A 25,977-nucleotide genomic window follows, 5' to 3' on the forward strand; every position below is an offset into this window, starting at 1 on the left:
TTGCTGAATAAAGTCATTTTCCCTGCAATATATATTCACTTTTCACATAAAAACTAATACACAAAAAATCATCGCCCATAAAAAAAGCCTTAGTATTGAACCAAGGCTTTGCTATATAAATGACTAAACTAATCCAAGATTTTTTCAAAAGCTTTAAGACGTTTATGAATCGAAAGTAACTCTACAATTGTTTTCCAAGAAGTAATCAGATATTGAAAGGATTCTCGGACTTTATCGAAAATATTACCTATCTGGTTAATTAGACCCAAAGTCATCTTACCTGAAGCGATTGCTGGGAATAGAACCATCAAACTATAGAGAATATCGAGCTGTTTGTACCAAATTGCGACCAGATTGAAATAAGCATAATGAAAATAGAGACGGAAATAGTTTTTCCGTACACCTGTAAATAATTCTTTTAATGTCAGTGGATCAGCACGATCTGCATGATCCTCACCATATACCAACTCTTTACGATAAGCTGCTTCGACTTTCTGGTTATTGAATTGCAGTCCAGGTAATTTAACACCTACAACCATCAATAACACAGTACCAAAAATCGCCCATACTATCGCAGCCCAAACTAAAGAGTGGCTAATTTCCCCTACAACAGGAAGCTCTGGGACATGTTTTGAAAACTCAAATAATAAAGGTAAAAATGCAATTAAGACCATAACAGCTTTAATCAACTCTACCCCTAAATCTTCAAGTATCGTGGCAAAGCGCATCGTGTCTTCCTGCACACGTTGAGCAGCACCTTCAATATGACGTAATTGTTCCCAATGAGCGGTATAATATTCATTCATGGCAGTCCGCCAACGAAATACATAATGGCTAGTAAAGAAAGAGTTCACAACCACTAAAGTCACAGCAACCATTGCTATATATAGGAATGTTAATGTTCCCATATAGAGTTCTTTAATGTCTCCACCACCATTCGCAAGCATTTTTTGAATCAGATCCCAAAATGGACCATACCAAGCATTGATTGCAACACTCACCTGCACGCCGAACCAGATATTAAACAGGATAAAGGCTGAACCCCAGATCGACCAGCTTTGCCATTTATTATCTGACATCAAACGCCAGAACCCAGCGAATAGCACTGTAGCAGCAAAGAACCAGCAATAAAACCAGATAAATGAAGGTGCCCAGAACCGACTGACACCTATCGGTAGTTCAGCATCAGCATAGCCTTTAGGAAAACCAAGATACTCTCCCCAACTATGCCCACCGGTATACCAGAGCAACATGTTGAGAGATAACCACACAATCACTGAAATAAAAAACAATCGTGGATTAGGAAAAAAAGACTTAAACATCGTGTTTAACAATCCTTGTTGTGCTGCAATTAACTTTAATGCGTCATCCTATGACTCAAAACTTAAAACTATCTGATAGAAAAGTTTTATGATTTGTAGTTATTTACTATTTTTCTGCGCTTTTTAATAGCATTTTGTAGAATATTTATAACTTATTCTTATAGAAAATTCATTTTAGTAAATGGACTCAACGACTTAAGTCCATCTATAAATATGAAGAATACCAAGTTATCTTGATAAAGAACGGTTTTGCTGTACCGCCATATTTTGCTGATCGGTCTTTGAAAAGTCTGTTTTACTTTGAATGGCCCATTGAATATCCGCCAGTTTTTCATTGGCTGCATCAATCCCAGCCTGCATGGTCGACTCTCGGCCTTTCACATCAAAAATATGCGCTTTCTCACGTAGATCGGGTTGAATCACAATATCTGCTTCTTTGAGCTCTTCTTCAGCCAAACGACCTTGCATGATATTTATATTCTGGTTAAACAAGCCCCATACATTGGTAGTTTCGGTATGGATCGGCTGAGCTAGAATGTCTACTGCAATCACTACATCTGCGCCCAATTCGCGTGCCACCTGCACGGGTACAGGACTGACCAGACCACCATCAACATATTCCACGTCATGAATCATGGTCGGCACAAACATACTTGGAATCGAAGCAGAAGCACGAACCGCCTGTCCTGTATTGCCATAGTTAAATACGGTTTTTGTGCCGTCCTTTAACTCTGTCGCGACCACATAGAGTGGGATTTTCAGCTTTTGTAAGGGCGTATTGTGAACTTGCTGATTGATATAGTCTTCAACCTTTTTTCCATCAAAAAAGCCTTTCAGACTCAGATTGACATCACGGACATCATTGGCTTTTAACTTCAAGGCAATATCACGTAATTCAGCTGCACTTTTTCCACTGGCATAGATCGACCCCACAATACTACCCGCACTGGTTCCCACGATAAAATCAGGACGAATGCCTTGTTGCTCTAAAACTTCGATCACACCAATATGGGCATAGCCACGCGCCCCACCACTTCCAAGCACCAGAGCTACCACAGGACGCTTTTGTTGCTGTTTAATATAAGTAAATGGTTGCGAAACAGCATGTGCTTGAGCATCTTCCACAGCAGGACTTATGTGAGCTGTCGTTTGACACCCCGCCAAGATCATCATTGAAAGGCCAAGCGTCCATAATTTAAGCTGTTTCATACGCAGTGTTGCCATATTGACTATTTTTCTGTGTCGGATTTTAGCGCCAGCACATTTGAAAAGATGTATCAATTTCTTTGCATTTGTCATAAAAACATCATAAAAAAAAGTCCCTCGAAAGGGACTTTTTTTATTCATTCAATGCTTTATTAAACTGAATTACCAAATATCTGAGTCAACTTTTTTCTTAAACTCAGGATGGTTATCCAGCTTGAATTCTGGATGCTGAATGCCTTGCTTTAACTGCGAGGTATAGTCTTTTAACAACATCCGTAAGTATGGTGTTAATAACAAAATAGCAATCAAGTTAATGGTTGCCATTAAGCCCATTGATAAGTCAGCCATAGACCAGATTAATGGAACACTTGTAATCGCACCAAAATATACCATTGCCAAAACTAGAATACGGAAGCCAAACATGACCTTCGGGTTATTATTAATAAACTGTACATTACTTTCTGCGTAAGCATAGTTACCAATAATTGAAGTAAAAGCGAACAAGAATAGAATGACCGCAAGGAAACCACCACCCCAACTACCAATCTGACTTTCTAAGGCTTTCTGGGTTAACGTCACCCCTTCAAAACCAGCCTCGTGGTACATACCCGATACCATGATGATAATCGCAGTACATGAACACACAACAAAGGTATCTACAAATACACCAAGCATTTGAACCAAACCTTGGTTCACAGGATGTTTTACATCAGATGCAGCAGCGGCATTCGGTGCAGAACCCATACCCGCTTCATTTGAGAATAAACCACGTTTAATTCCCATCATCATTGCCATCGAAATCATCGCACCGAAGAAACCACCAGCAGCCGCTTCAAACTCAAAAGCTTTAGTGAAAATCAATTTAAAGATTTCAGGCAACATTGGTAAGTTAATTGCTGCGATATACAACGCGACCGCAATATACAACAGTGCCATGAAAGGTACGATGCCTTCCGCAACTTTTGCAATACGCTTAATACCACCAAAGATGATTAACGCAGTCATCACGACTAACGCGATACCTAACCATGAAACTTCTAGATCAAGCCCACCTAAGTGTGCGACAAGATTAGCTTTGTCCCAACCCCAAGCATGCGAAGTTGCACCAATAATTGCGTTTGCTTGAACCGCATTGAATACAAAACCGTATGCCAGAATCAATGCCAATGCAAACACGATACCCAACCATTTCTGCTTTAGACCTTGGGTAATGTAATAAGCAGGACCGCCTCGGAATTGTTGGTTTTGGCTATCACGCACCTTGAATAACTGTGCCAATGAAGACTCAACAAATGCAGAACTCATCCCTAAAAAGGCAGTAAACCACATCCAGAACACAGCACCAGGACCACCAATCGCAATTGCAATGGCGACACCAGCAACGTTCCCCACACCAACACGACTTGCCAAGCCAGTTACAAATGCCTGAAAGGGTGTAATACCGTGATCATCTTCACATTCTCTACGACTTCCTTTCATCACCTTAATACTATGAAAGAATAGTCTAAGTTGTACTGCACCTGTGATAAGGGTATAAAACACCCCAACAAATAGCAGGAAAATGACCAAGAAGTTCCATAGAGGATCATTCAAGAATTGGACCCACGACATGAGCGTGGCATTCAGTTGTTCATTCATATTCTATTCACTTCTTCTATGCTGCCCGAAGTACAGGGTTAATTTACAAAAGATTTAGTAAAAAAGCCCCGCATGGGGCTTTTGATTCAACTTAGGCAAAGAATTTCAAAATTAATTGAATTACGGTTGCGTTAATTAAATCAACGAAGAACGCACCACAAAGCGGAACAATTAGGAACGCTTTATGAGATGGTCCATACATGTTGGTAATGGCCTGCATGTTCGCAACCGCTGTTGGTGTTGCCCCCATACCAAAACCACAGTGACCAGCTGCCAATACAGCAGCATCGTAGTTTTTACCCATTACACGGAAAGTAATGAATGCTGCATACAATGCCATAGTAATAGTTTGCGCACCTAAAATTACGACGAGCGGCCCAGCAAGATCTGCCAACTGCCATAATTTGAGTGAAAGCAATGCCATTGCTAAATAAAGCGACAATGAAGCGTTACCAAAAACATCAATCGCGCGATCAAAGATATCAACCTTTAATACACTTTCTAAGATATTACGTAAAATAACACCGCCACCGAGTGCCCAAACGAAAGTCGGTAACTCGAACCAAGTGCCTTTACTATAACCTGTCATGAATTCTGCGAATGCAAGACACGCAGCAAACATACCTAAAGTAGTAATGGCATTATCAGCAGTGATTAAACGGACTTGATGTGGATTTTCAAATGGCGCCAGTTCGTCAGGATGTCGATCTAAATGTGTATCACGATCTTTAATCTCTGCTGGTGTCTGTGCTTGAGCAAGGCTGTAGCGGTTAATCAACAATTTAGCCAATGGACCACCGATAATACCACCGATAATCAGACCAAACGTTGCACTCGCCATACCTAACGCTAAGGCACCTTGAATCCCATGTTGAGTTTCAAGAATCTCACCCCATGCACCTGCTGTACCGTGACCACCTGTCAACGTGATTGAACCTGCAATCAGACCAACCAGCGGATCGATACCCAGCATCGTTGCCAAACTCATACCGACAGCATTCTGAACCACGATAAATGATGCAACGCAGACCAGGAAGATCACCAACCCGATACCGCCTTCTTTAAGCTTCATGAAATTGGCACTTAAACCAATAGAAGCAAAGAAGATCAACATAAAACTGGTTTGTAACTCGCTACTAAAGACAATGCTATAGCCCCAAAGCGAGTGCACAAGTAGCGAAACTACCGCAGCAACAAGACCACCTGCAACAGGCTCAGGAATGTTATAGCGTCTTAAAAAATCAATTTTATTAACGAGCAAACGCCCTAATAACAGCACAATAACGGCTGAAATCAGAGTATAAAAACCATTAAAAGTAAATTCCATATCTTCTTCCGTTTATTTCACCAGTTCCTTCGATGGCTTGTCCCCACCTCAAAACTGCTAAAATAGTAACTCTCAAAATGAGTGAAAACTCAATCAACTTTATAAAAAGTATACAGTCCGATATAAGAACCTTTTACACATTATAGTGATTCAATTTTCACGGATGATTTTCATCTGCAGGATAGATGGCTTAGAAGTTATAGCAAGCCATTGCCTCTACACGATTATCTTTACCCTCGGTCGCTATTCTTTTCAGCGCCTTCCAGATCAACCTTATTGATGCGGTTAAAAATACCATCGCCGCCTTTTGATTGATACAAAGCATTACCACGCAAGAAACCATAAAGCTTTACTTCTGCACCAGATGCAGCGCTAAAACCTAATGGAGATTTTTTCGGGGTATTAGCCGTGACAACAGCAGGATTATTTTGATTATTGGTTGTAACCCCTGTACTAGCAGGAGCTACGGCAACTTGAAGGTTATCATTTTGTTGTTTTGTTTGGGGAACATATTGCTGTAATAAAGCGCTTAATTCCTTCACTTCATCACGAAGTTGCTGAATCTGTTCTTGCTTTGAAGCAGCATGTGTACTGTTCATCATTAAGGTTGCAACAGTAATTGCCAGACCTTGCATTACGAACGGCTTACGGATGAGAGATAAACTCATGAGAAGCTCCTTGTATATAGTGTATATTTCAACAATTCCCACAGACATTGAACTGGATAAACTCAAGCTGTCTTTTAAATAGAAAATTCCCCCTCACCGGATCAGCAAGGAAAGCCTAATCAATTTTAAAAAGGGCGTATTATGCATAAATTTCGAATATTGTGTGTACTTTTTATTTAAAGAGTTTTATTGATTTCATTGAGTATGCATAAATATTATTTCGATTTCATTATGTTACCAATAGAATTATTTTTCACACAAATTAGACAAAAGATAGAAAACTCACAACAATTAGTGTTAATCCACTAATTTATTTGCATATTTTTTACTCAAACCTAAATTTATAGCTGAAAAACTGGCAACAAAAAACACTTATTGATTTATAGTCTCCAAACATTAAAAAATCAAAATGTTGAGGAGTCTTCATGAACACGGAACAAGTCCGCCTTGTGGATGAGGCCATTACATCTCGTCACTCGGTACGTGCGTTTTTAGATACCCCTGTTGATCCCCAAACCATTAAAGATATCTTGACGGTTGCCAGTCGTGCCCCTTCTGGCACCAATGTTCAGCCATGGAAAGTCTATGTGGTGACAGGGCAAAAACGCGCCGAAATGATTGACCGTGTTTGTGCAGCACAAATCGAACTTTTGCAAAAACCTGAACTGGCTGCCCAATATCAGGAAACTTTTGCGTACTATCCTGACACATGGATTTCACCGTTTATTGATCGTCGTCGTGCCAATGGCTGGGGACTTTATGGCTTGCTTGGCATCCAGAAAGGCGAAAAAGAAAAAATGGCAGCGCAGCAACTGCGTAACTTCCAGCTATTTGATGCGCCTGTTGCCTTGTATTTTACCGTGAATAAAATAATGGGTATTGGTTCCAAAATGGATATTTCCATGATGCTCCAAAATGTCATGGTGGCTGCCAAGGCGCGTGGTCTGGATACTTGCCCACAAGCCGCATGGAATCATTTCCACCCAGTCGTTTTAGATATTTTAGGTGCACCAGAAGACGAAGAACTGGTATGCACGATTGCCTTGGGTTATGCCGATCCTGACCATATTGTGAATACTTTCATTACGCCACGCGAGCCTGTTGAAAACTTCACCGTCTTTTTAGATTAAACCACTAGAAATGCAGCAGTAGTTCTTTAGCTAGAACGACTGCTTTGCAACTTACCCACTTTTAAAATTGCCAAGAAACCTGCGCTGGTAAATAACAGCATCATGATGCCCATATTCAAGGACGCTTTCCAGAACAGGAAATTCAGGATAATCCCTGCCAATAGACCGCAAGCAAATTGCATACTGCCCATAATCGCACTGGCTGTGCCTGCACGCGCGCCTTGTTGAGACATTGCCAAAGCCATCGCATTCGGCCCCGTTAAACCGATGCCAGACACCACCAAGAACAAGCCAGACATGAGTAACCATAATGGCGCATGCACCATAAAGCCCGCCCCTAGCACATTCAACGCGCCAAAACACTGAATCGCACCACCCAGCTTTAAACGCTGGAAAATGCCCATACGGGTATTCAAGTGTTTATTAATCGACGACATCAACATGATGCCTGCCGCATTTAAGGCAAAAGCATAAGAGAAATTTTGCTGAGATAAACCATACTGCCCCATGAAGACAGCTGAAGCAGAACTGATATAACAGAATAAGGCTGCGCCTGTTAAACATCCCGCAAACATCGGCACACGGAAACTATCATCCTTTAAGATCGCCCCATATAATGTTGTGACTTGATAGACCGATAATTTTAAACGACGCTCAACGGGCAAAGATTCTTTAAAGAAGAAATGCACACAGAACCAGCAAATTACGCCAATAATGGCCAAGCTAATAAAGATTGCTTGCCACGGGAAAAAATTCAGAATCCACGCCCCAAACATCGGTGCAAGAATTGGGGCTAATCCCATCACAATCATCATGCTGGAAAATGCTTGTGCAGATCCTTGCATGTCCAGACGGTCACGGATTGCAGCGCGTGCCATCACGACACCGACACAGCCACCTAAAGCCTGAAAAATACGGGCTGCGATCAGGGCCCATTCATTGGTTGCAAAGACACAAGCCAGACTGGCGATGGAATAAAGCGCCAAGCCAAAATAAAGAGGGATTTTACGTCCAATCCGGTCACTGACAGGACCATAAATCAACTGACCAATTGCCAGACCCAAGAAATAGGCAGGCAAGGTATTGGCAACCATTTGTGTACTTACCCCGAATTCATCTGCCATTTGAGGCAAAGCAGGTAAATACATATCAATGGATAACGGCCCTAACGCAGTTAACAAAGCAAGCAACATAATCCATGCTGTTGAATATTGACGTTGATTGGTTTGCTCGGCCTGCATACTGCCCCACTTTAACAAATTTTGGAATATTCTAAGCTTAGCATCCCCACCAGATTTGTGCATAATATTAACGTCTGCGAACACTTTACCCCTGTGAACAGTCACGATGAAAATTCAATTGTAGAATACAAGAAGGACAACCCTTGAATCCTTGGTTCGGACGTTTAAAACAAACAACCTATAACACCACGTTTATGTATAACGTGCGTATGTTAATTGCCTTTACAGGGACAGCTTTTGTTCCTTATTTATTAGATTATCAACTTGCAACGATTCCCTTAACATTAGGTGTCGTCGCTGCAGCGATTAGTGATATTGATGACCGCTTCTCTGTACGCATCATGAATCTGATTTATACCTATATCGGATTTTTTATCACTGCTGCATCGGTTCAACTGTTATTCCCCTATCCTGTTGCCTTTGCAATCGGATTAATTGCCTCATGTATCGGCTGGATCTTACTCGGTTCACTCGGGCGACGTTATGCCACAATCGCTTACGGTTGTCTGGTCACTTCCGTCTATACCATGTTGGGTGTGCATTTATTTGAGCAATGGTATGTTCAACCCGCCCTTTTAGTCGCAGGTGCGGCTTGGTATGGTCTACTCTCCACCATCAGCTTCCTGCTTTTCCCTGTGCGGAAAGTTCGGGATCAGCTTTCGGCTTCCTATTCTGCGCTAGGTAGTTTCTTATTTGCCAAGTCCAACCTGTTTGATGTGGATATGACCCCATCCAGTTATCAACAAAGCATGATTGATATTGCCATGGAGAATGGCAAGCTGGTGGCGATCTTTAATGATCTACGCATGTCCTTATTAACTCGTCTCAAAGGTGACCGCGGTCAAAAGGACACACGGCGTAGCCTGCAATATTATTTTGTAGCTCAAGATATTCATGAGCGTGCAGATTCTGCCCATATTGATTATCAGAAACTGGCGAAAGTCTTCCAGCACAGCGATATTCTGTTCCGTTTCCAGCGCATCCTGTCTATTCAGGGCAAGGCCTGTCAGGATTTGTCTCAGTCGATCCTCAGTCGTACCCGTTATGTCCATAACAAACGCTTCAAGCATAGTTTTGAAAATTTAAGGATGTCGTTGGAAAAACTGCGCGAAGATGGACATTATGATCAGGTGCGGATTAATGCATTGTTTGCGCTGTATCAGAACCTGAAATCAATTGATGCACAATTACAGAATCTGGAAACCGAACGGAATCTGCAAAAAATCAATGCACAGCATGCGGAAAGCCAGCTCAAAGATGATGACCTAAAAGGTTGGAATGACATTATTGTGCGTGTCAAACAACATCTGTCACCTGAGTCAGTGTTATTCCGCCATGCTGTCCGTTTATCGATTGTCCTGTTTATCGGCTATCTCTTTATCCAGATGACGGATATCGCCTATGGCTACTGGATTCTGTTAACTGCACTATTTGTTTGCCAACCCAACTTTAACGCCACCAAACGCCGTTTGTATTTGCGAATTGTTGGTACCTTGGTCGGCATTATTGTCGGTCTTGCGATTATCTATTTTATCCCTTCGATTGAAGGACAACTGGTCATGCTGGTGCTGAGCGGTGTGCTATTTTTAGAATTGCGCAGTAAACAGTATGCACAAGCCACTGCCTTTATTACCATTTTAGCCTTAATCAACTTTAATCTGGATGGCTCAGCCTTTGCAGCTGGTTTTCCACGCTTGATTGATACGGTGATTGGTTGTGCTCTGGCTTGGTTTGGTGTCAGTTTTATCTGGCCAGACTGGAAATTCCGCAGACTGCCCCGCTCGATCCGACGTTCTTTACAGGCGCAATGTAAATATCTTGCAGAAGTGGTCGAGCAATATCATCATGGTCGTAATAATGCCTTGAATTATCGTGTTGTCCGACGCGCTGCCCACAATACTGATGCAGAGGTGGCTTCGCTGATTTCAACCATTGCCACCGAACCGAATATTGATGTAAACCAAAAAAGTCTAGCCTTCGAGTTTCTATGTCTCAGCCATACTTTTTTAAGTTATATCGCGGCGTTAGGGGCACACCGTGAAAAAATTCAGGATCAGGAAGTATTATCTCTACTCGATCAGGCACTGGATGATATTCAGGGTGCATTACTCAGAGATGAAGTCCCTGATTTATCAGCACAAAATATGATGCAAACCATTCGTGACCGTCTAAGCCGCAATGAAGAAAATGATCAAAACTCATTAATTATCTTGCAGCAACTGTCATTGATGCTCGGTGTACTGACCCGTTTAAGTATGCTGAAACAAAGCCTGAGTCATGAACCAAATGAAGACGGCACAGAGTATGCATCGCTCTAATCATTCGCCATTGGCATAATATCTTTGCATGCCAATAGGTGTTAAACTTAACCTAGTTCTAAACTCATTTTTTACACTATGACCGCCAAAACGCTATACGCTTATACGCTACAACCTGTTCCTTACGAAGTTTCTGAAGCTGAACAACGTCAAGCTCAACTTATGATTTGGCGTAGTACCAACAAATTCAGCCGCAAAGCATGGATGATTATGATTGCACTTGTTGTGCTTTCTTTAGTTGCAGCAGGACTTATTAAATATTACTCAACCTACTCTACCGTGATTTGCTGGGTAGTGATTGTGAGTGTGGTTCTTTTTTATTTGATCAAGAAATTTGGTCTGGAGTGGTACGTCAAACGTAAAATGACTGAATTCCCTGTTCAGGAAATTAAAGGTTTACGTTTAGGTGTACAACCGCATGGTATCGTGATGCGTCAAAAAGTTGGCCTGCAAGAAGGCACAGCAACAATTGGCTGGAAAGATATCTATGAATGGTATAGCTCACCAGACTTTATCCTTGTAAATTTCAAGGTAAAAACCCCAAAAGGTGAAGAACAGCAAGGTGCTTATATTTTGCCAAAACGTATGGATTCAAAGAACTTTTCTTTCAATACCGTTCGTAAGCACTTAAATGAAACTGTAGGTGCGCCTAAATCAATTTAAGACACGGATGAACCAAAAACCTCTCGCAATGAGAGGTTTTTTATTGCTCTTAAAATAAATGAGAATCAAAATCAATATTACCTGCAAAATCCACAATGTATTCTTATTCTTGAGTTATAATTTTTTACATGAATTCCACTCTATTTACATTTTTTGACCATGTTTAAAAAAGTTTTCTTCCAGATTCACTGGTTTTTAGGGATCACCGCGGGGCTTATACTCTCTTTAATGGGCGTAACGGGGGCGATTTACTCTTATGAACCACAAATTCTCAAATGGATTAATCAGGACAGCTATGTTGTTGAAGTGGCTCAATCACCCAAATTAACACCTGCCCAGCTTTATCAACATTTCAACCAACAACAACCAGAAATCGAAATCAACAGTATTACAATCGCTTCTGATCCCGCCGCCTCTTCCACTGTGAATATCAAAAAAGAAGGGGCGCGTCGCGGCTATAACATGATGGTCAACCCATACACAGCGGAAGTCTTACCCGAGATTAAAGGTCGTGATACGTTGCAATTTATCCAACGTTTACACCGAAATTTAACTGCGGGTGAGTTTGGTGCACAAATTACGGGCGCCTCTACCCTGATGCTGATTTTCTTTGTATTGAGTGGACTCTATTTACGTTTTCCAAAGAAACATACTTTTAAACAATGGTTCTTTATCAAACCCAAGTTAAAAGGCCGTAATTTTATTTGGGATCTACATGCCGTTGTCGGTACATGGGTGGTTATCTTCTATCTACTATTTGCCTGCACAGGCTTATATTGGTCGTATGACTGGTGGCGTGCGGGTATGTTCAAAGTCATGGGCGTCGAACAACCACAACGTAACCAACAGCACAATGAACCTAGAAATAGAAAGCATAAAGAAGAAGGTTTATCGACTCAGCAGGTCAATACCATCCTGACCCAGACTTGGACAGGTGTGAATGCTCAAATTGGTCGTGAATATTCAACGTTGACCTTAAATATTCCAAAGCGTGATGATGCAAAAGTTGAAGTGTCTTTTGTGGATATCATCCCACAACACGAGCGCGCACGAAATCAGGCCGTCTATAATTACCAAGATAAGCAGTTTGAAAAATTTGAACTGTATGAAGATAAAAAGCTCAATGAAAAAATCATGAGCAGTATGCTTCCTGTACACCGCGGTAGTTTCTTTGGTTCGACCTATCAATTCATTGCGATGCTAGCGTCACTGAGCATGCCACTGTTTTTCGTAACTGGCTGGATGTTGTATTTAAAGCGTCGTAAACAAAAGAAACTCACTCAAGCCGCACGTCAATCTCTTGGTACTCAACAGATTGATCCAAATGCACAACCTTGGCTGATTACTTACGCATCTCAAACAGGTGTCGCAGAGCAACTGGCGTGGCGTACAGCCACAAGCTTACAAGAAGCACAACAGCCAACCACCGTAAAACCGATTCAACAGCTTACTGAACAAGATCTGCTACAGGCACCACAGGTTTTATTCGTGATCAGTACCTATGGTACTGGTGATGCACCAGACCTTGCCTCAAGTTTTAGCAAAAAGCTGATGCAGCAAAGTCTTGATTTAAGTCACATGCAATATGCAGTGCTTGCGCTTGGATCAAAAGAATATCCTGAAAGTTATTGCAGCTTTGGTTATGCAGTTGATGCATGGTTAAAACAATCTAAGGCACAACCGTTCTTCGACCTCATCGAAGTAGATAACGCCAATGCCAATGATATTCAACGCTGGAATGAAGCACTTTCAGTCGTAACCAAGCATGAATTACATGCCATGAATATTGAAAAAGTGTTTGATCAATGGACATTAAGCGAACGCACTTTACTCAACCCAAATAGTGTAGGCCAAGCGGCTTACAATATTGAACTGACCACAGCTTCGGATATGACGTGGCATGCGGGAGATATTGCCGAGATTCAGCCATCAAATAGCCAAACAGAGATCCAAAACTTTTTGGCTCAACACCAGATTGCAGCAGAGACTGTTGTTGAATCTATTAACCAGACCATTGCACAGGTACTTTGGGATAAAAATCTACGTATTGAAGTTAAACCTTTCAATACTGTAGAAGAATTATTAGCTCAGCTTCCAACATTACCAACGCGTGAATATTCAATTGCCAGTATTCCTGCCCAACAGCTATTAAGACTGGTGGTACGTCAAAACCGTGATGAAAATAATCAGCTCGGTTTAGGTTCTGGATGGTTAACTGAATATGCGCCACTTAAACAACCGATTGCATTACGTATCCGCACCAATGAGTCGTTCCATTTAATCGATGATAACCGTCCAATTATCTGTATTGGTAATGGTACCGGTATCGCAGGTTTAATGAGCCTTTTACAGCAGCGTAACCGACAAAATTACACGACCAACTGGCTCATTTTTGGTGAACGCCAACGCGAACATGATTTCTTCTATCAGGAAACGATTGAAGCGTGGAAAAACATGGGCACATTACAACGACTTGATCTCGCTTTTTCAAGAGATCAGCAACAGCGTATCTATGTACAGGATGTTTTACGTAACAATGCAGAGGAACTGTTGAAGTGGATTCAGCAAGGCGCTGTGATTTATGTCTGCGGCAGTATTGAAGGTATGGCCTCAGGTGTAGACCAAGCTTTAACGGATATTCTCGGTGAAGCAACGCTAGATGAATTACGACAAGCAGGTCGTTATCGCCGCGACGTTTACTAACGTTATTCTTTTCTAAAAAACGGGTGCCAGTCACTCGTTTTTTTATTTTCCTAAGACAATCGGAGAGTTTGCCTTTCTTTTAATTTTGCATACACTTAGCACGGTTCAAATCGACTACGATTAAGATTATGCAAATAAGTTCATGGGTTCGTATTTTTCTCGCCCTTATTGGTTCAGTTTTATTTTTAGATGGCGCTATTCTCATCGCATTTAAAAAGATTCATATTGGTACAGTACTCCCTCTCCTGCTTGGATTATTTTTCTGCCTATATTCTTACTTCTATTATCATATTGAGCGTTTCTTTTTCTACCACTTCCGTTTGCATTCAATCTGGCGTTTTGGCTGGCTCTGTTTTTGGGCATGGTTAATTAGCTTAGGCTATTTCTTTGATTATCTTGCTGACAACAATGCAAAAACACAACATGTTTTACCCGTAAAGGCCATTATTGTTTTGGGTAGCGGTGTAGAAAATGGAGAACCTTCGGCGACGCTGGCAAAACGTTTAGACCGTGCGGCTCCTGTTGCCCTAGCTCAGCCAGATGCGAAACTGGTACTGACAGGCGGGATTGATTATGGTGAAACGGATAGCGAAGCCGTGGTGATGTCTCGTTATCTACAGAAGCAATATAATATTCCTATGTCACAAATCATTCTGGAAGATAAAAGCACCAGTACTGAACTCAATCTGAAAAACAGTCAGGCTTTATTACAAGCCCAACACATCAATATCCAGCAACCGATTGCAATTGTGACCAGTGATTTCCACACCTTAAGAGCTGCTGCAATTGCCAAGAAACAAGGCTATCGAGATATTATCTTGCTCGGTGCAACCACGCCTTTAGCTACACGCTATAACGCATGGTTAAGAGAATATTTTGCTTATGCCAGCGGCTGGTTGCTGAATGAATATTGATTAAAGTTTTTCTGTTCAAATTATGATGAAGCTGAGTTATGCAAACGAATATCTCGAGGTAACGGAAGCTTTAACTCAGCAAACACATCTGGTCGTTGCAAGTAAATCTGGTATAAAAAATTCTTAATATCTAATAATAAAGCATCAGGGGTAACCAGCAGGTTATTCCCTTCAGGTGTTAAATCCAAAGATAAAATCGTGTTATTTTCTTTTAGAAAGGGAATCATCTTCTCAATAAAAGCCAATAAGGGCACTTCCTGAATTTCGTATTGGGCCCAATTGTCTTTAATCAATAATTTCGCCAAGCTTTTATTTTGCCATACAGATAACGCATGCTGACCCGATGGTGTTGAACATAAAGCCCAGCCGTCATGATAGAGCGCAATCACGTGACGTTGCATAATAATATTTTGAATAAATTGACGATAGGTGTCTTTGAGCGAAGAATTGGCAGGTGTAGCTTGAGATTTCGACGCAGCCTTGCGTTGATAAGGATTTCTCATAAAGTACTTCATATTAGAATCATTATATTGATGCTAATCATAAAATAACTTTGTATTGATTACAATGATATGAGATTGGGGAAGAAATATGGTGGGCGCTGACGGGATCGAACCGCCGACATTCTGCTTGTAAGGCAGACGCTCTACCAACTGAGCTAAGCGCCCTGAGCGAGGATCAACAAAGCGAAGCTTTGTCTGAGCGCAAGAGAAAAATCTTTGATTTTTCTAATGGCATCTCGTATCAGAGATCAAGTATAAAAATACTTGTTAAAACTAACATTCTCTTAAACCGATATCAAGAGAATGGCGCAGCGGACGGGGCTCGAACCCGCGACCCTCGGCGTGACAGGCCGATATTCTAACCAACTGAACTACCGCTGCACTGTATTACTTCCATAAAGAAGTAAATGTCACAAATTATGGTGGGCGCTGACGGGATCGAACCGCCGACATTCTGCTTGTAAGGCAGACGCTCTACCAACTGAGCTAAGCGCCCTGAGCAAGGTAACAAATCTAAAGCAATGCTTTAGGAATTTGTTTGAATAAAAAGAATAAATTCTAATTTACTCAACTCTATCCAATCTTGCAATCTTAAAGTGGCGCAGCGGACGGGGCTCGAACCCGCGACCCTCGGCGTGACAGGCCGATATTCTAACCAACTGAACTACCGCTGCACGATAATTTTGCAATCATGGCAAACGAATATTAAAACTTAAGTGGCGCAGCGGACGGGGCTCGAACCCGCGACCCCCGGCGTGACAGGCCGGTATTCTAACCAACTGAACTACCGCTGCACTTGAGTCTTAACGTAAAGGCTTGGTGGGCGCTGACGGGATCGAACCGCCGACATTCTGCTTGTAAGGCAGACGCTCTACCAACTGAGCTAAGCGCCCTTAACGTCTTCATCGTTTGTGAGGTGCATTATAGAGAATCTTTACAGCCTGTCAAACGCTTTTGCCATTCTTTTCTGAAAAAACCGAACGAATGATTAAAAAATAAGTAATTCCATGCAAAAACCGATATTTTCGTATTTTATTTAAGCACTTATTCATATTTTCATCTTTAGTTTTCTAAGGCTTGTTCAGAAATATAGACCAGCGCTTGTTCAGAAACGAGATCAAACAGCTCGACGATTTCATCATTTTTCATTCGAATACAACCATGAGACATTGGAATACCCATTGGTTCGGTGTCAGGTGTACCATGAATATAGATATAACGCTTAAAGGTATCGTGCCCTTCCCCATGATTAAAGCCTTCTTCCAGCCCATCCAGCCATAAAATGCGTGACAAGATCCAGTCTCGTTGAGGAAATTGCTGAGCTAATTGCAGATCATAGACTTCACCAGTCGGTTGACGCGCGATAAATACGGCATGTTTTGGTGCATCACCACCAATCTTTTGTGCGACCTGATGCCAACCTCTTGGGGTCTTACCGCTATTTTCCTGTTCACCAATACCGTTTTTGCCCGAAGAGATCACATAGAATTTATTATGTTTCGGCAAACGTAGCGTTTGTTGTGCCAAGTCTATGATGATGTCTGCCTGATCAAGGGTATAGGTCATTATTATCTCGATAAATGATAGAACACATTTATTTCAACATAGATGAAGCACTTTTTCTTGTACTTTTCAGTAGTTTTAGTGGGTGATAGGTGTTAAAGCTGACGAGGAAAATAAAATAGAGTCGTAGACATGATCTGCGTTCTTTGTTCGTGTTATTCGAATATCTTTTAGATGGGATTTAAGACAAAGGTTGCTTAATGCATTTACTTAAAAACAGTTATTGTCTTATGCATGAGGAATATATTCCGCAAGAGCGTTGCTTTTCTTAACGCTGCTCAGGCTCGGGACGTAACCACAGCCACACAGCCACGATAAACATGGTGACATCAGTAAAAACTTTGACGAGGAATGGCGCATTGGTGAATAGCATCAAAATACCACTGAGCAGCATCATGATACTGGCGATCCATTTTGCTTTACGCGGTACTGTGCCATGTTCACGCCAGTTGCGTAAGGTCGGGCCATATTTAGGATGGTTCAATAACCATGCATCCATTTCAGGCCAGCCTTTAGAAGCCGCCCATGCAGCCAGAATCAGGAAGACGGTTGTAGGCATGCCCGGTAAAATTGCCCCAATGATTCCCAACGTAATAAAAATCACGACCAAGCTACGCCAGAATAAAGTTTTCATTGAGCAATTAACCAACAGCTGTTTACAACCGTGCTAGTATAAAGTGTTTTTATTGTGGTTTCTTAAACTTAACCTATTATTTCAATGATTGAGTGGCTTGATGTCTAAAATGATTACCACCCCTTGTTTTTTTGAGCCGTGGTTACAGTTTAACAATCCAATCGTACGGCATTTGGCATTCTGTATTGCCAGCCCGAATATCCTGACTGAAATTCCAAACGATCTCGCCATAAAAAATCATTTTGAATTACATCCTGATCAGAAATGGCAAACGCATTATCAAAATTATGAATCACGTTTAAAGCAACTGGATCAGCAACCACAGCCGCTGATTGATTTTCTGGCTCAACTTAAAAGCACACGACTTGGCTTACGTTTTGAAAACTTACTCTGGTTCTGGTTATTGGATGATGACTACCATCCCTATCGACTGCTTGGGCATAGCATTCAAAAAATTGTAGGTGCCATTACCTTAGGTGAGCTGGATTTTGTTGTGCTCAATCAGGAAACGCAAGAAGTTGAGCATTGGGAAGTGGCTTTAAAATATTATTTAGGCGAAGGCAAACTCGATCTAGCACAATGGTTTGGGTTAAATAGAGAAGATACTTTACAGCGTAAATTAAAACATTTTACCGAACGTCAATTCCAGTTTACCGAGGCAAATCGTCACCCAATTCAGCGTAAGTTTGCGGTGATGAAAGGTCAGTTATACATGCCTACAGATCAAAGTGAATTAAGCGTACCTTCGTGGATTAATACTTCACGGCGTTTAGGTCAATGGGGAACCCAGATACCAAACACGCCCTATTATCGCTTACAACGACATGAATGGCTCTGTCCTGATCAGGACGCTTCATCGCAACCTGCTATGTGGTGGACTAATGGGCTTTATTATCACCACACACCAACGCCTAGTTATTACATGTTCCGCCAACCTTCGCTTTTGTTTAGCTTAACTTAATTTACTTGTTATTCGACTAAATAACATTTTATAACACATTTACCATCAAACCCTTATGTTCATTTAATGGTAAATTTTTTAGCCTCTTAAGTACATCATAATTACATTTAAACGGAGAAGATGATGAAAAAAATCTTAGTTGCTTCAATCATGACTGCTTTTGTTTTAACTGGTTGTAATACATTTAAGGGTTTTGGTCAGGATGTATCTAAAGCAGGTGATAAAGTCTCTCAAACTGCTGAAAAGACTCAGGATAAAATGTAATTTTCATAGAAAAAACATCCCCGAACCTTATCTAGACCTAGATAAGGTTTATTTTTAATACCTTTCTCGATCAGATTCCCCTATTATACCGGTTCATATTTCACCAGATTTAGCTACATCTCGCATGAACCATTCCGATACTCTTGAACTTAGTTTACAACTTCTACGTCAGCCGTCTGTCACTCCTGTTGATCATGATTGTCAAAATATTATGGCTGAACGCTTAGCAAAGATTGGCTTTAATATCGAAAACATGCGTTTTGAAGATGTTGATAATTTATGGGCGCGTCGTGGTACTGAAAATCCAGTATTCTGCTTTGCAGGCCATACCGATGTGGTGCCGACCGGCCATTTAGATGCATGGAATTCAGACCCGTTTTTACCAAGTATTCGCGATGGTAAATTGTATGGTCGTGGCTCTGCTGATATGAAAACAGCGCTGGCTGCAATGGTGGTTGCTTCTGAACGTTTTGTTGCCAAACATCCGAACCATAAAGGCTCAATTGCATTTTTAATCACTTCTGATGAAGAAGGCCCATCGATTAATGGTACGGTTAAAGTTGTTGAAACATTAGAAGCGCGTAATGAAAAAATGACTTGGTGTCTGGTGGGTGAACCATCAAGTACGCATCAGCTTGGTGATATTGTTAAGAATGGTCGTCGTGGTTCGTTAAATGCCGTTTTAACTGTTCATGGTAAACAAGGTCATGTTGCCTATCCACATCTGGCGGAGAATCCAATTCATACCGCATCCAAAGCGCTCAATGAGCTGTGTGAAACTGTTTGGGACAATGGCAATGAATATTTCCCTGCAACCTCATTCCAGATTTCAAATATTCAGGCAGGTACGGGTGCGACCAATGTGATCCCGGGCACCTTGAAAGTAACTTTCAACTTCCGTTATTCAACTGAAGTCACCGCTGATATCTTGAAACAACGCGTACTTGAGACTTTAGATAAACATCAGCTTAATTACGACATTCAATGGACTTTGTCTGGTTTACCCTTCCTGACTCCAGTCGGTGAGCTAGTGAATGCAGCAAAGACAGCAATTAAAAATGTGACTGGCGTTGACACTGTACTATCAACCAGCGGTGGAACCTCAGATGGTCGCTTTATCGCGCCAACAGGTGCACAGGTGCTTGAGCTAGGCGTATTGAATGCCACCATTCATCAGATCAATGAGCATGTCAATGTCGCAGAATTAGAGCCACTCGCTGAAATCTATGAGCAAATTTTAGTAGAGCTACTTGCTTAAACATTGCGAGAGCACATAAAAAAGGAACTCAAATGAGTTCCTTTTTTATTACAGTCCCAGTTGAGCTTGTATATTTTGCAGATTGGGGACATAAAACTTATTCTCCCCCATCTTCACATATTGAAAGACTTTATCATCATCAATTTCACGTTCTTCATCGACAATCTCTGAAATACGCAAACGGATCGACTCAGGCATTTCATTACAAACCAGTGCAAAACGCTGTGACACATCCTCGCCTTCTACAACCAGCGCCACACCTTGTTTTTGCTCAGGATCATTGACCGCATAAACAGGCAGCTTCAAATCATGCCATTCAATATGTTCAACATTGGTTTGAGTATCCATTGCTGACAAGACAATATTCTGCGGCAACAACATCGGAACCTTTTGATGACATTCAATAATGTATGCATCAATAAATCCTGTTGAGACCGTAATTAAATGTTGTAACTCTTGCTGGTCAATCTGTCCCAATGCCGAGTTTGCGCCTTTCTTTACCATTTTTTCTACCTCTTAGCGCACAGCCAGTAAACTTTCAATATTTTCCAGAAGAGCTTCTTCCTGGAATGGTTTACCCATGTATTGACTTACACCAAGCGACAATGCACGTTCACGATGTTTCTCACCTGTACGCGAGGTGATCATGATAATTGGCAAGTCCTTATGCAACTCATGGTGTCGTACAAGGTTTGTGACCTCAAAACCATCCATACGTGGCATTTCAATATCCAGTAGCATCAGGTCAGGTTTTACTGTTTCGAGCTGCTCCATCGCATCAACACCATCTTTGGCAGTGACCACATCATAACCTTGGCGCTCTAACAGACGTGAAGTCACCTTACGTACGGTAACCGAGTCATCGACAATCATGATCAGGCGACGTTCATCATAACGCTGTTTGGTATAAGTCTCATCGGCCTGCTTACTACGCGCAGTCGACTGCGCTTGTCGCGCAATATTCTGACCATCCAGAATTAAACAGACCTGACCATCACCCAGAATCGTTGCACCCGCAATCACACCAATACTAGAGAACTGCTGCCCGACAGGTTTCACAACAATCTGACCACGCGAACCAATCAATTGATCCACCAGTAATGCCGTAGTCTGTCCTTGTGCACCTTTGATCAGTAACACAGGTAAAGAATGAACCACACCACTCAAACGTGGAATTGGCTGTCCTGCCACAAACTCAGAAAGATAGCGTAAACGGTAACGTTCCCGATCAATAGTGAAATAGTCATCCTGACTGTCAAAGTATTGCTCAAGTGCCATTGGTGAAATACGAACAATACGATCGATCTGTGCCAATGGGAATGCAAACTGTTGATCGCCTGCTTTAACCATCAAGGCATCACTTACTGCAACCGTTGTTGGAACTCGGATGGTAAAGGTGGTGCCTGTACCCAATGTAGAATCCACACTAACATGCCCGCCCAAAGCTTTAATATCGCTTTGTACCACATCCAGCCCTACACCACGCCCAGAAATCTGTGTGACCTGAGCAGCAGTACTAAAACCAGGATGGAAGATAAATTGTAAAATCTCTTCCTGTTCCAGCTTCTGGTCTGGCGTCATTAGACCCGTTTGCAGTGCTTTTTCTTTAATACGGTTAACATCGATCCCTTTACCATCATCACTGAAAGTCACGACTACATCAGTACCTTGACGGCCAATATTCAGGACGATGTGCCCAGTTTCAGGTTTATTGGCTTGTAAACGCTGTTCACGATCTTCAATACCATGGTCAATCGCGTTACGTAACATATGTTCAAAAGGTGAAACCAGACGCTCAAGAATACTACGGTCTAATTCCCCTTCAGTATTGTTCACCACCAATTCAGTTGGACGGTTCAATGCTGAAGCGGTTTGGCGCACGATACGCTGTAAACGCGGTAACAAGCGTGAAAATGGTACCAGACGAGTACGCATTAAACTTTCTTGAATCTCAGCCTGAATACGAGATTGTTGCAGCAACAAGCCTTCTGTATCACGAATCTTCTCAGACAATGTGGTCTTGAAGTCAACCAAATCCGAAGCAGATTCGGCCAGTGATTTTGACAACTGGTTCAGAGATGAATATTGGTCCATCTCTAATGGATCGAAGTCGGCATAACGCGCATCTTCTCCACCATGTCGTGCAATAATCTGACTTTCCAGCTCACCTTCCATTCGACGTAACTGATCCGCCAAACGCTTGATCGCCAGCTCCATTTCCGTCAGCGTACCGCCCAATTGACCTAAGTCCATCTCGATACGCGAACGGTTGATCGCATTTTCCCCTGACAGGTCAATCATCTTCTCGATGACATCCGCAGAGACACGAATCATTTCATTATTCTGTTCAATACGTTCTGTGGTTTCCCACTCACCCAGCATTGACGGCGGTTCTGTCCCATCGCCCTGAACAAACTCCATCGTATATTCAGGCGTGAAGATATCTCTCGCAGAAAGTTTCTGAGGAAGTTGTGCCGAAACATCGACAAACTCCATCTTCTCCAGACTTTGTTTTAAACCATCAAAATTCGCATATTGGCGCTTAAAGATGGCCTCATGCAGCCATGCTAATGCGGTATTCAGCAGGTTGTCATACACATTTGAATTGAAATGATGAACACCAAACTGCTCAAAAGCATTTTCTAAATGATAGGCAATTACAGCAATGGCATCCATTTCAGCCATGCGCGCGCCACCTTTTAAGCTGTGGGCATTACGTTGTAACTGTAGCAGCACACTACGATTACCACGTTGTTCAAACCATTGCTTCAATAAGCTTTGTGCCTGTTCCAGCAGCTCTTCTGCTTCCTCGAGGAAAGTCTGCTCGACCAGCGAACGAACATCATCGTCCAATGGCTCTGCCACCGTCTCAAGGGTTTGAGTTGCAGAAGTCGCATCAAGTATCTCATCTGAGGCAACCGCGCTTGTTTCTGGCTCTAATGTCAGCGTCTGTGAATCAAGTACAGGTTCAACTTCGGCGAATTCAGGTAATTCGGCTTGCGCTTCAACAACATCTATTTCAATTGCTGCAAATGCATCTACACCCTCAATCACTGGCTCAAGCGTTACAGGAGCAACCGTTTGGTCTGCCTGTTGAAGTAACTGCACCACATGCGTTGATGGATAATCTGTTTGCTGATCGCGAATGGTCTGAATGCGGTCTGCAATATCGTCCTGAACTAAACGAATAATTGCAACCAAGTGTGGAGTCGCCTGAATTTGCTGATTAATCAGTTTTTCATAGATGGTTTCCAGCTCATGCGCAATCAAACCAATATGACGCGCCTGAATCATATTTGCACCACCTTTTAAGGTGTGCAAATAACGCATCAGATTTTTTAGAGCATCCAAATTCTGATGATCGGCGGTCCATGTGCTTAAGTCAGTATCAATCCCTGCAAGCAGTTCATCGGCTTCTTCAAGGAAAATATCCAACAAGTCTGGATCAAAGTCACGATTTGACTCTGCTGATTGTAATTGTTGCTTATCCAGTGCCAGTTGTGCTGCAAACGCAGTTACATCGACAGTTGCATTGGCTGGGGTTGCAATTCCCGAGTTACTTGTCTCAACAGCGCTCTCATTGGTCTGTGTTTCAACCGTCTCAAGGACAGGTTGTGGCGTAGCGAAAGTAACATCAACTTGCGGAGCTGTAACCGTGGTTTTTTCCAAATTATGGAGAACGGCCAAAGCATGCGTTGCTGGATAATCGACATGCTGATCACGAATAATTTGGATACGATCAGCAATATCATCCTGTACAGCACGAATCACAGCAATGAGTGCAGGCGTTGCTTGAATTTGCTGGTTAATCAACTTTTCATAAATTGTTTCGAGCTCATGCGAAATCAGGCCAATATGACGTGCCTGAATCATATTTGCGCCACCTTTTAAAGTATGCAAATAACGCATCAGATTCTTTAAAGCATCAATATTTTTATCATCCGCCGCCCATGTATTGAGATCAGTATCAATCCCTGCAAGCAGTTCATCTGCTTCTTCAAGGAAAATATCGAGCAAGTCTGGATCAAAATCACGGTTCGCTTCATCCGAATCTAACTGTTGCTTATCCAGTGCAAATTGGGCAGCTAAGTCAGTCACAGCGCTTGAAGTTGCTTGTGGTTCAACCGCCAAAGTTTCTTCAACTGTATGGGTCTCGACATCCACAGCTTCTTGCTGCACAGACTCAACATTTTGCTGAGTAAATGAGCTTAATTCATTTAAGACACGTTCATGTGCTTTGGTTAAAGTGACACGCTGGCCGGCTGCCAAGGTATCAAATAACTGGATAAACTGTTGATGAACTTGATGGTAAAGTTCAAAGGCATAATCAAGATTGAGTAAGCTTGGTTTAAAAATAAGATCTTGATAGCTTGAACGCAATAAACTGGTGTACTGATACATACCAATCGTTGCATGATGATGCGTATGCTGTAACAGGATTTCGGCCTGTTGACTCAGTAACTGGATATATTGCGGGAACTCATGGCGCGCACGCTTCTCGAAATCAAATTCAACATCCAGTAAGTCATTAATTTCCAATTCAATTAATTGAGATACCAGACCTTGTGGACGTATTGCTTCACCATTCTTTTCTTCTAACTGGAAGTCATAGCTGTCCCAAGCAACATTAAAGGTCTCATAAATTTCATTGAACCTTTGTTGAGTACTTTCATGCTTCAAGGTATGTAAATAATCACCGACAAACTGTGCATAATGCGTCAGTAAAGCCGTTTCATCTGAACTTGAGTCCAGTTCTTCCTGTAATAATGTTTTAAACAGATTTTCAACTTTTGAACTGGCTTCAAAGACATGATCGACATGCGCCATTGCAGAACTGCCACGCAAGGTATGCAACGCACGAATTAAGGTATTGTATTGATCATTGCTTGGACGATCATTTTGTAAGAACTGATTGATGGTCGCCAGATGTTCTTCTGCTTCTTCTTGGAAAATGGCCAGAGTTTCTTTGGCCAATGCCTCATCCTCAAACGGCGTCGCCAATTCAAGCTCAGATACAGGCTCAACTTGCTGTGGTGCTTGTTCCTGTGCATCCGTTTCAACGACAACATCATCAACTAGCTCAAGGCCAGTCAAGACCTCGTCATGATTAAGATCAACGGCAAGATTTAAAAGCTCTGCTAGCGCAGGCTCAGGACTTTGTTGCTGTTGTAATTGTTGTCCTAATAAAACCAATGGCTTTAAGTCGACTTGATGGGCCTGAACTGCCTTAAAGTCATGCGCAAGTTTAAAGCGATAAAGATTAAAAACCGACTGTACATAACGCTGAATATCAGCATTCAAAGTAATTGTGCCCGCAATCACACGATTTAAAGTATCTTCGACTGTCCATGCCAGCTCACCTGAAGACTTCGCGCCGACCATTCTTCCAGAACCTTTTAAAGTATGGAAATGACGGCGAATATCGGTCAGCACATTCTGTTGATGTGGTTGTTCTTTCCATTGAACAAGTAATGGCTCTAACTCAACAAAGATCTCATCTAATTCTTCAATAAAAATCTCAAGAATCTCTGCATCTTGTTCAAGATAACTGTCTTCAGGAAGCGTCATCGTTTCAACTAACGTTTTTAATATTTGTTTCATAGCTGCTTCTTTCGTTTTTATCCACCAATGTGGGTAAAAATTACGTCTATCTATCACACAAGA

18 protein-coding genes, 6 tRNA genes and 1 pseudogene are annotated in these 25,977 nt (G+C 41.9%); 8 read left to right on the forward strand and 17 right to left on the reverse strand.

Annotation, left to right across the window (positions count from 1 at the left end; genetic code table 11):
• Positions 1-128 precede the first annotated feature (128 nt).
• The 5 genes and pseudogenes from sbmA to EC846_RS17210 form a co-directional block, all read right to left on the reverse strand.
• Positions 129-1,322 carry a peptide antibiotic transporter SbmA gene (sbmA, locus tag EC846_RS17190; RefSeq protein WP_123775876.1) on the reverse strand — a complete coding sequence of 398 codons (1,194 nt, stop codon included), beginning with the start codon at positions 1,320-1,322 and terminating at the stop codon, positions 129-131.
• A gap of 228 nt (positions 1,323-1,550) precedes the next feature.
• Entirely contained in the window at positions 1,551-2,531 is a 981-nt protein-coding gene (locus tag EC846_RS17195; RefSeq protein WP_123775900.1) for a patatin-like phospholipase family protein, read from the reverse strand.
• 159 nt (positions 2,532-2,690) lie between these two features.
• A complete protein-coding gene (locus EC846_RS17200) occupies positions 2,691-4,166 on the reverse strand; it encodes an alanine/glycine:cation symporter family protein (protein ID WP_123775877.1) in 1,476 nt (491 codons plus the stop codon).
• Positions 4,167-4,257: 91 nt separating this feature from the next.
• The gene (gene gltS, locus EC846_RS17205) at positions 4,258-5,493 is read right to left on the reverse strand and encodes a sodium/glutamate symporter (protein ID WP_123775878.1); all 1,236 of its coding nucleotides are present in this window, start codon (positions 5,491-5,493) and stop codon (positions 4,258-4,260) included.
• 236 nt (positions 5,494-5,729) lie between these two features.
• Positions 5,730-6,161, reverse strand: a pseudogene (locus tag EC846_RS17210) (hypothetical protein); the annotation flags it as partial.
• 425 nt (positions 6,162-6,586) lie between these two features.
• On the opposite strand from EC846_RS17210, the gene EC846_RS17215 reads away from it, so the two are divergent.
• Positions 6,587-7,291 carry a nitroreductase gene (locus EC846_RS17215; protein ID WP_123775880.1) on the forward strand — a complete coding sequence of 235 codons (705 nt, stop codon included), beginning with the start codon at positions 6,587-6,589 and terminating at the stop codon, positions 7,289-7,291.
• A gap of 26 nt (positions 7,292-7,317) precedes the next feature.
• Here EC846_RS17215 and EC846_RS17220 read toward each other — a convergent pair whose 3' ends face one another.
• On the reverse strand, positions 7,318-8,532 hold the full coding sequence (locus tag EC846_RS17220; RefSeq protein ID WP_123775901.1) for a multidrug effflux MFS transporter: 1,215 nt from the start codon (positions 8,530-8,532) through the stop codon (positions 7,318-7,320).
• Positions 8,533-8,675: 143 nt separating this feature from the next.
• Here EC846_RS17220 and yccS point away from each other — a divergent pair, with 143 nt between their 5' ends.
• From yccS to EC846_RS17240, 4 genes are all read left to right on the forward strand, one after another.
• Positions 8,676-10,850 carry a YccS family putative transporter gene (gene yccS / locus EC846_RS17225; protein ID WP_004775341.1) on the forward strand — a complete coding sequence of 725 codons (2,175 nt, stop codon included), beginning with the start codon at positions 8,676-8,678 and terminating at the stop codon, positions 10,848-10,850.
• A 78-nt stretch (positions 10,851-10,928) separates the two neighbouring features.
• Positions 10,929-11,513, forward strand: a complete 585-nt coding sequence (locus EC846_RS17230) for a YcxB family protein (RefSeq protein ID WP_005259343.1) — start codon at positions 10,929-10,931, stop codon at positions 11,511-11,513.
• A 159-nt stretch (positions 11,514-11,672) separates the two neighbouring features.
• Complete coding sequence (locus EC846_RS17235; protein ID WP_123775881.1) at positions 11,673-14,216, forward strand: PepSY domain-containing protein; 2,544 nt, start codon at positions 11,673-11,675, stop codon at positions 14,214-14,216.
• 128 nt (positions 14,217-14,344) lie between these two features.
• Positions 14,345-15,130 (forward strand): YdcF family protein, encoded by a 786-nt coding sequence (locus EC846_RS17240; RefSeq protein WP_123775882.1) that lies wholly within the window; start codon positions 14,345-14,347, stop codon positions 15,128-15,130.
• A gap of 20 nt (positions 15,131-15,150) precedes the next feature.
• Here EC846_RS17240 and EC846_RS17245 read toward each other — a convergent pair whose 3' ends face one another.
• The 9 genes from EC846_RS17245 to EC846_RS17285 form a co-directional block, all read right to left on the reverse strand.
• Positions 15,151-15,633: a DUF2750 domain-containing protein gene (locus EC846_RS17245; protein ID WP_004775348.1), complete on the reverse strand. Its 483-nt coding sequence runs from the start codon at positions 15,631-15,633 to the stop codon at positions 15,151-15,153.
• 89 nt (positions 15,634-15,722) lie between these two features.
• Positions 15,723-15,798: transfer RNA gene (locus tag EC846_RS17250), tRNA-Val, on the reverse strand.
• 139 nt (positions 15,799-15,937) lie between these two features.
• Positions 15,938-16,014: transfer RNA gene (locus tag EC846_RS17255), tRNA-Asp, on the reverse strand.
• A gap of 39 nt (positions 16,015-16,053) precedes the next feature.
• Positions 16,054-16,129, reverse strand: a tRNA-Val gene (locus tag EC846_RS17260).
• A 101-nt stretch (positions 16,130-16,230) separates the two neighbouring features.
• Positions 16,231-16,307 (reverse strand) — tRNA-Asp (locus EC846_RS17265).
• Positions 16,308-16,350: 43 nt separating this feature from the next.
• Positions 16,351-16,427: transfer RNA gene (locus EC846_RS17270), tRNA-Asp, on the reverse strand.
• Between the two features lie 23 nt (positions 16,428-16,450).
• Positions 16,451-16,526, reverse strand: a tRNA-Val gene (locus EC846_RS17275).
• 169 nt (positions 16,527-16,695) lie between these two features.
• Positions 16,696-17,199 carry a cell wall-recycling L,D-carboxypeptidase ElsL gene (elsL, locus tag EC846_RS17280; protein WP_069578852.1) on the reverse strand — a complete coding sequence of 168 codons (504 nt, stop codon included), beginning with the start codon at positions 17,197-17,199 and terminating at the stop codon, positions 16,696-16,698.
• A gap of 265 nt (positions 17,200-17,464) precedes the next feature.
• Complete coding sequence (locus EC846_RS17285; RefSeq protein WP_004775350.1) at positions 17,465-17,830, reverse strand: YbaN family protein; 366 nt, start codon at positions 17,828-17,830, stop codon at positions 17,465-17,467.
• 100 nt (positions 17,831-17,930) lie between these two features.
• On the opposite strand from EC846_RS17285, the gene EC846_RS17290 reads away from it, so the two are divergent.
• The 3 genes from EC846_RS17290 (at position 17,931) to dapE (ending at position 20,313) form a co-directional block, all read left to right on the forward strand.
• Entirely contained in the window at positions 17,931-18,791 is an 861-nt protein-coding gene (locus EC846_RS17290; protein ID WP_123775883.1) for a DUF1853 family protein, read from the forward strand.
• A 120-nt stretch (positions 18,792-18,911) separates the two neighbouring features.
• A complete protein-coding gene (locus tag EC846_RS17295; RefSeq protein WP_165569309.1) occupies positions 18,912-19,055 on the forward strand; it encodes an entericidin A/B family lipoprotein in 144 nt (47 codons plus the stop codon).
• 124 nt (positions 19,056-19,179) lie between these two features.
• On the forward strand, positions 19,180-20,313 hold the full coding sequence (dapE, locus tag EC846_RS17300) for a succinyl-diaminopimelate desuccinylase (RefSeq protein WP_005259356.1): 1,134 nt from the start codon (positions 19,180-19,182) through the stop codon (positions 20,311-20,313).
• Positions 20,314-20,361: 48 nt separating this feature from the next.
• On the opposite strand, the gene EC846_RS17305 is transcribed toward dapE, so the two are convergent.
• Both EC846_RS17305 and EC846_RS17310 read right to left on the reverse strand, forming a co-directional pair.
• A complete protein-coding gene (locus EC846_RS17305; protein ID WP_005259357.1) occupies positions 20,362-20,817 on the reverse strand; it encodes a hypothetical protein in 456 nt (151 codons plus the stop codon).
• 12 nt (positions 20,818-20,829) lie between these two features.
• Positions 20,830-25,914, reverse strand: coding sequence for an Hpt domain-containing protein (locus EC846_RS17310; protein ID WP_123775884.1), 5,085 nt, complete (start codon positions 25,912-25,914; stop codon positions 20,830-20,832).
• Positions 25,915-25,977 lie beyond the last annotated feature (63 nt).

The organism is Acinetobacter sp. BIGb0102, from assembly GCF_003815055.1.
In the GTDB taxonomy this organism is placed as follows: Bacteria; Pseudomonadota; Gammaproteobacteria; order Pseudomonadales; family Moraxellaceae; genus Acinetobacter; species Acinetobacter vivianii.

Bases quoted from the DNA above. Each gene is read 5' to 3' on its own strand.
- sbmA (WP_123775876.1), bottom strand. From the start codon at position 1,322: ATGTTTAAGTCTTTTTTTCCTAATCCACGATTGTTTTTTATTTCAGTG.
- EC846_RS17195 (WP_123775900.1), bottom strand. From the start codon at position 2,531: ATGAAACAGCTTAAATTATGGACGCTTGGCCTTTCAATGATGATCTTG.
- EC846_RS17200 (WP_123775877.1), bottom strand. From the start codon at position 4,166: ATGAATGAACAACTGAATGCCACGCTCATGTCGTGGGTCCAATTCTTG.
- gltS (WP_123775878.1), bottom strand. From the start codon at position 5,493: ATGGAATTTACTTTTAATGGTTTTTATACTCTGATTTCAGCCGTTATT.
- EC846_RS17215 (WP_123775880.1), top strand. From the start codon at position 6,587: ATGAACACGGAACAAGTCCGCCTTGTGGATGAGGCCATTACATCTCGT.
- EC846_RS17220 (WP_123775901.1), bottom strand. From the start codon at position 8,532: ATGCAGGCCGAGCAAACCAATCAACGTCAATATTCAACAGCATGGATT.
- EC846_RS17230 (WP_005259343.1), top strand. From the start codon at position 10,929: ATGACCGCCAAAACGCTATACGCTTATACGCTACAACCTGTTCCTTAC.
- EC846_RS17235 (WP_123775881.1), top strand. From the start codon at position 11,673: ATGTTTAAAAAAGTTTTCTTCCAGATTCACTGGTTTTTAGGGATCACC.
- EC846_RS17240 (WP_123775882.1), top strand. From the start codon at position 14,345: ATGCAAATAAGTTCATGGGTTCGTATTTTTCTCGCCCTTATTGGTTCA.
- EC846_RS17245 (WP_004775348.1), bottom strand. From the start codon at position 15,633: ATGAGAAATCCTTATCAACGCAAGGCTGCGTCGAAATCTCAAGCTACA.
- elsL (WP_069578852.1), bottom strand. From the start codon at position 17,199: ATGACCTATACCCTTGATCAGGCAGACATCATCATAGACTTGGCACAA.
- EC846_RS17285 (WP_004775350.1), bottom strand. From the start codon at position 17,830: ATGAAAACTTTATTCTGGCGTAGCTTGGTCGTGATTTTTATTACGTTG.
- EC846_RS17290 (WP_123775883.1), top strand. From the start codon at position 17,931: ATGTCTAAAATGATTACCACCCCTTGTTTTTTTGAGCCGTGGTTACAG.
- EC846_RS17295 (WP_165569309.1), top strand. From the start codon at position 18,912: ATGATGAAAAAAATCTTAGTTGCTTCAATCATGACTGCTTTTGTTTTA.
- dapE (WP_005259356.1), top strand. From the start codon at position 19,180: ATGAACCATTCCGATACTCTTGAACTTAGTTTACAACTTCTACGTCAG.
- EC846_RS17305 (WP_005259357.1), bottom strand. From the start codon at position 20,817: ATGGTAAAGAAAGGCGCAAACTCGGCATTGGGACAGATTGACCAGCAA.
- EC846_RS17310 (WP_123775884.1), bottom strand. From the start codon at position 25,914: ATGAAACAAATATTAAAAACGTTAGTTGAAACGATGACGCTTCCTGAA.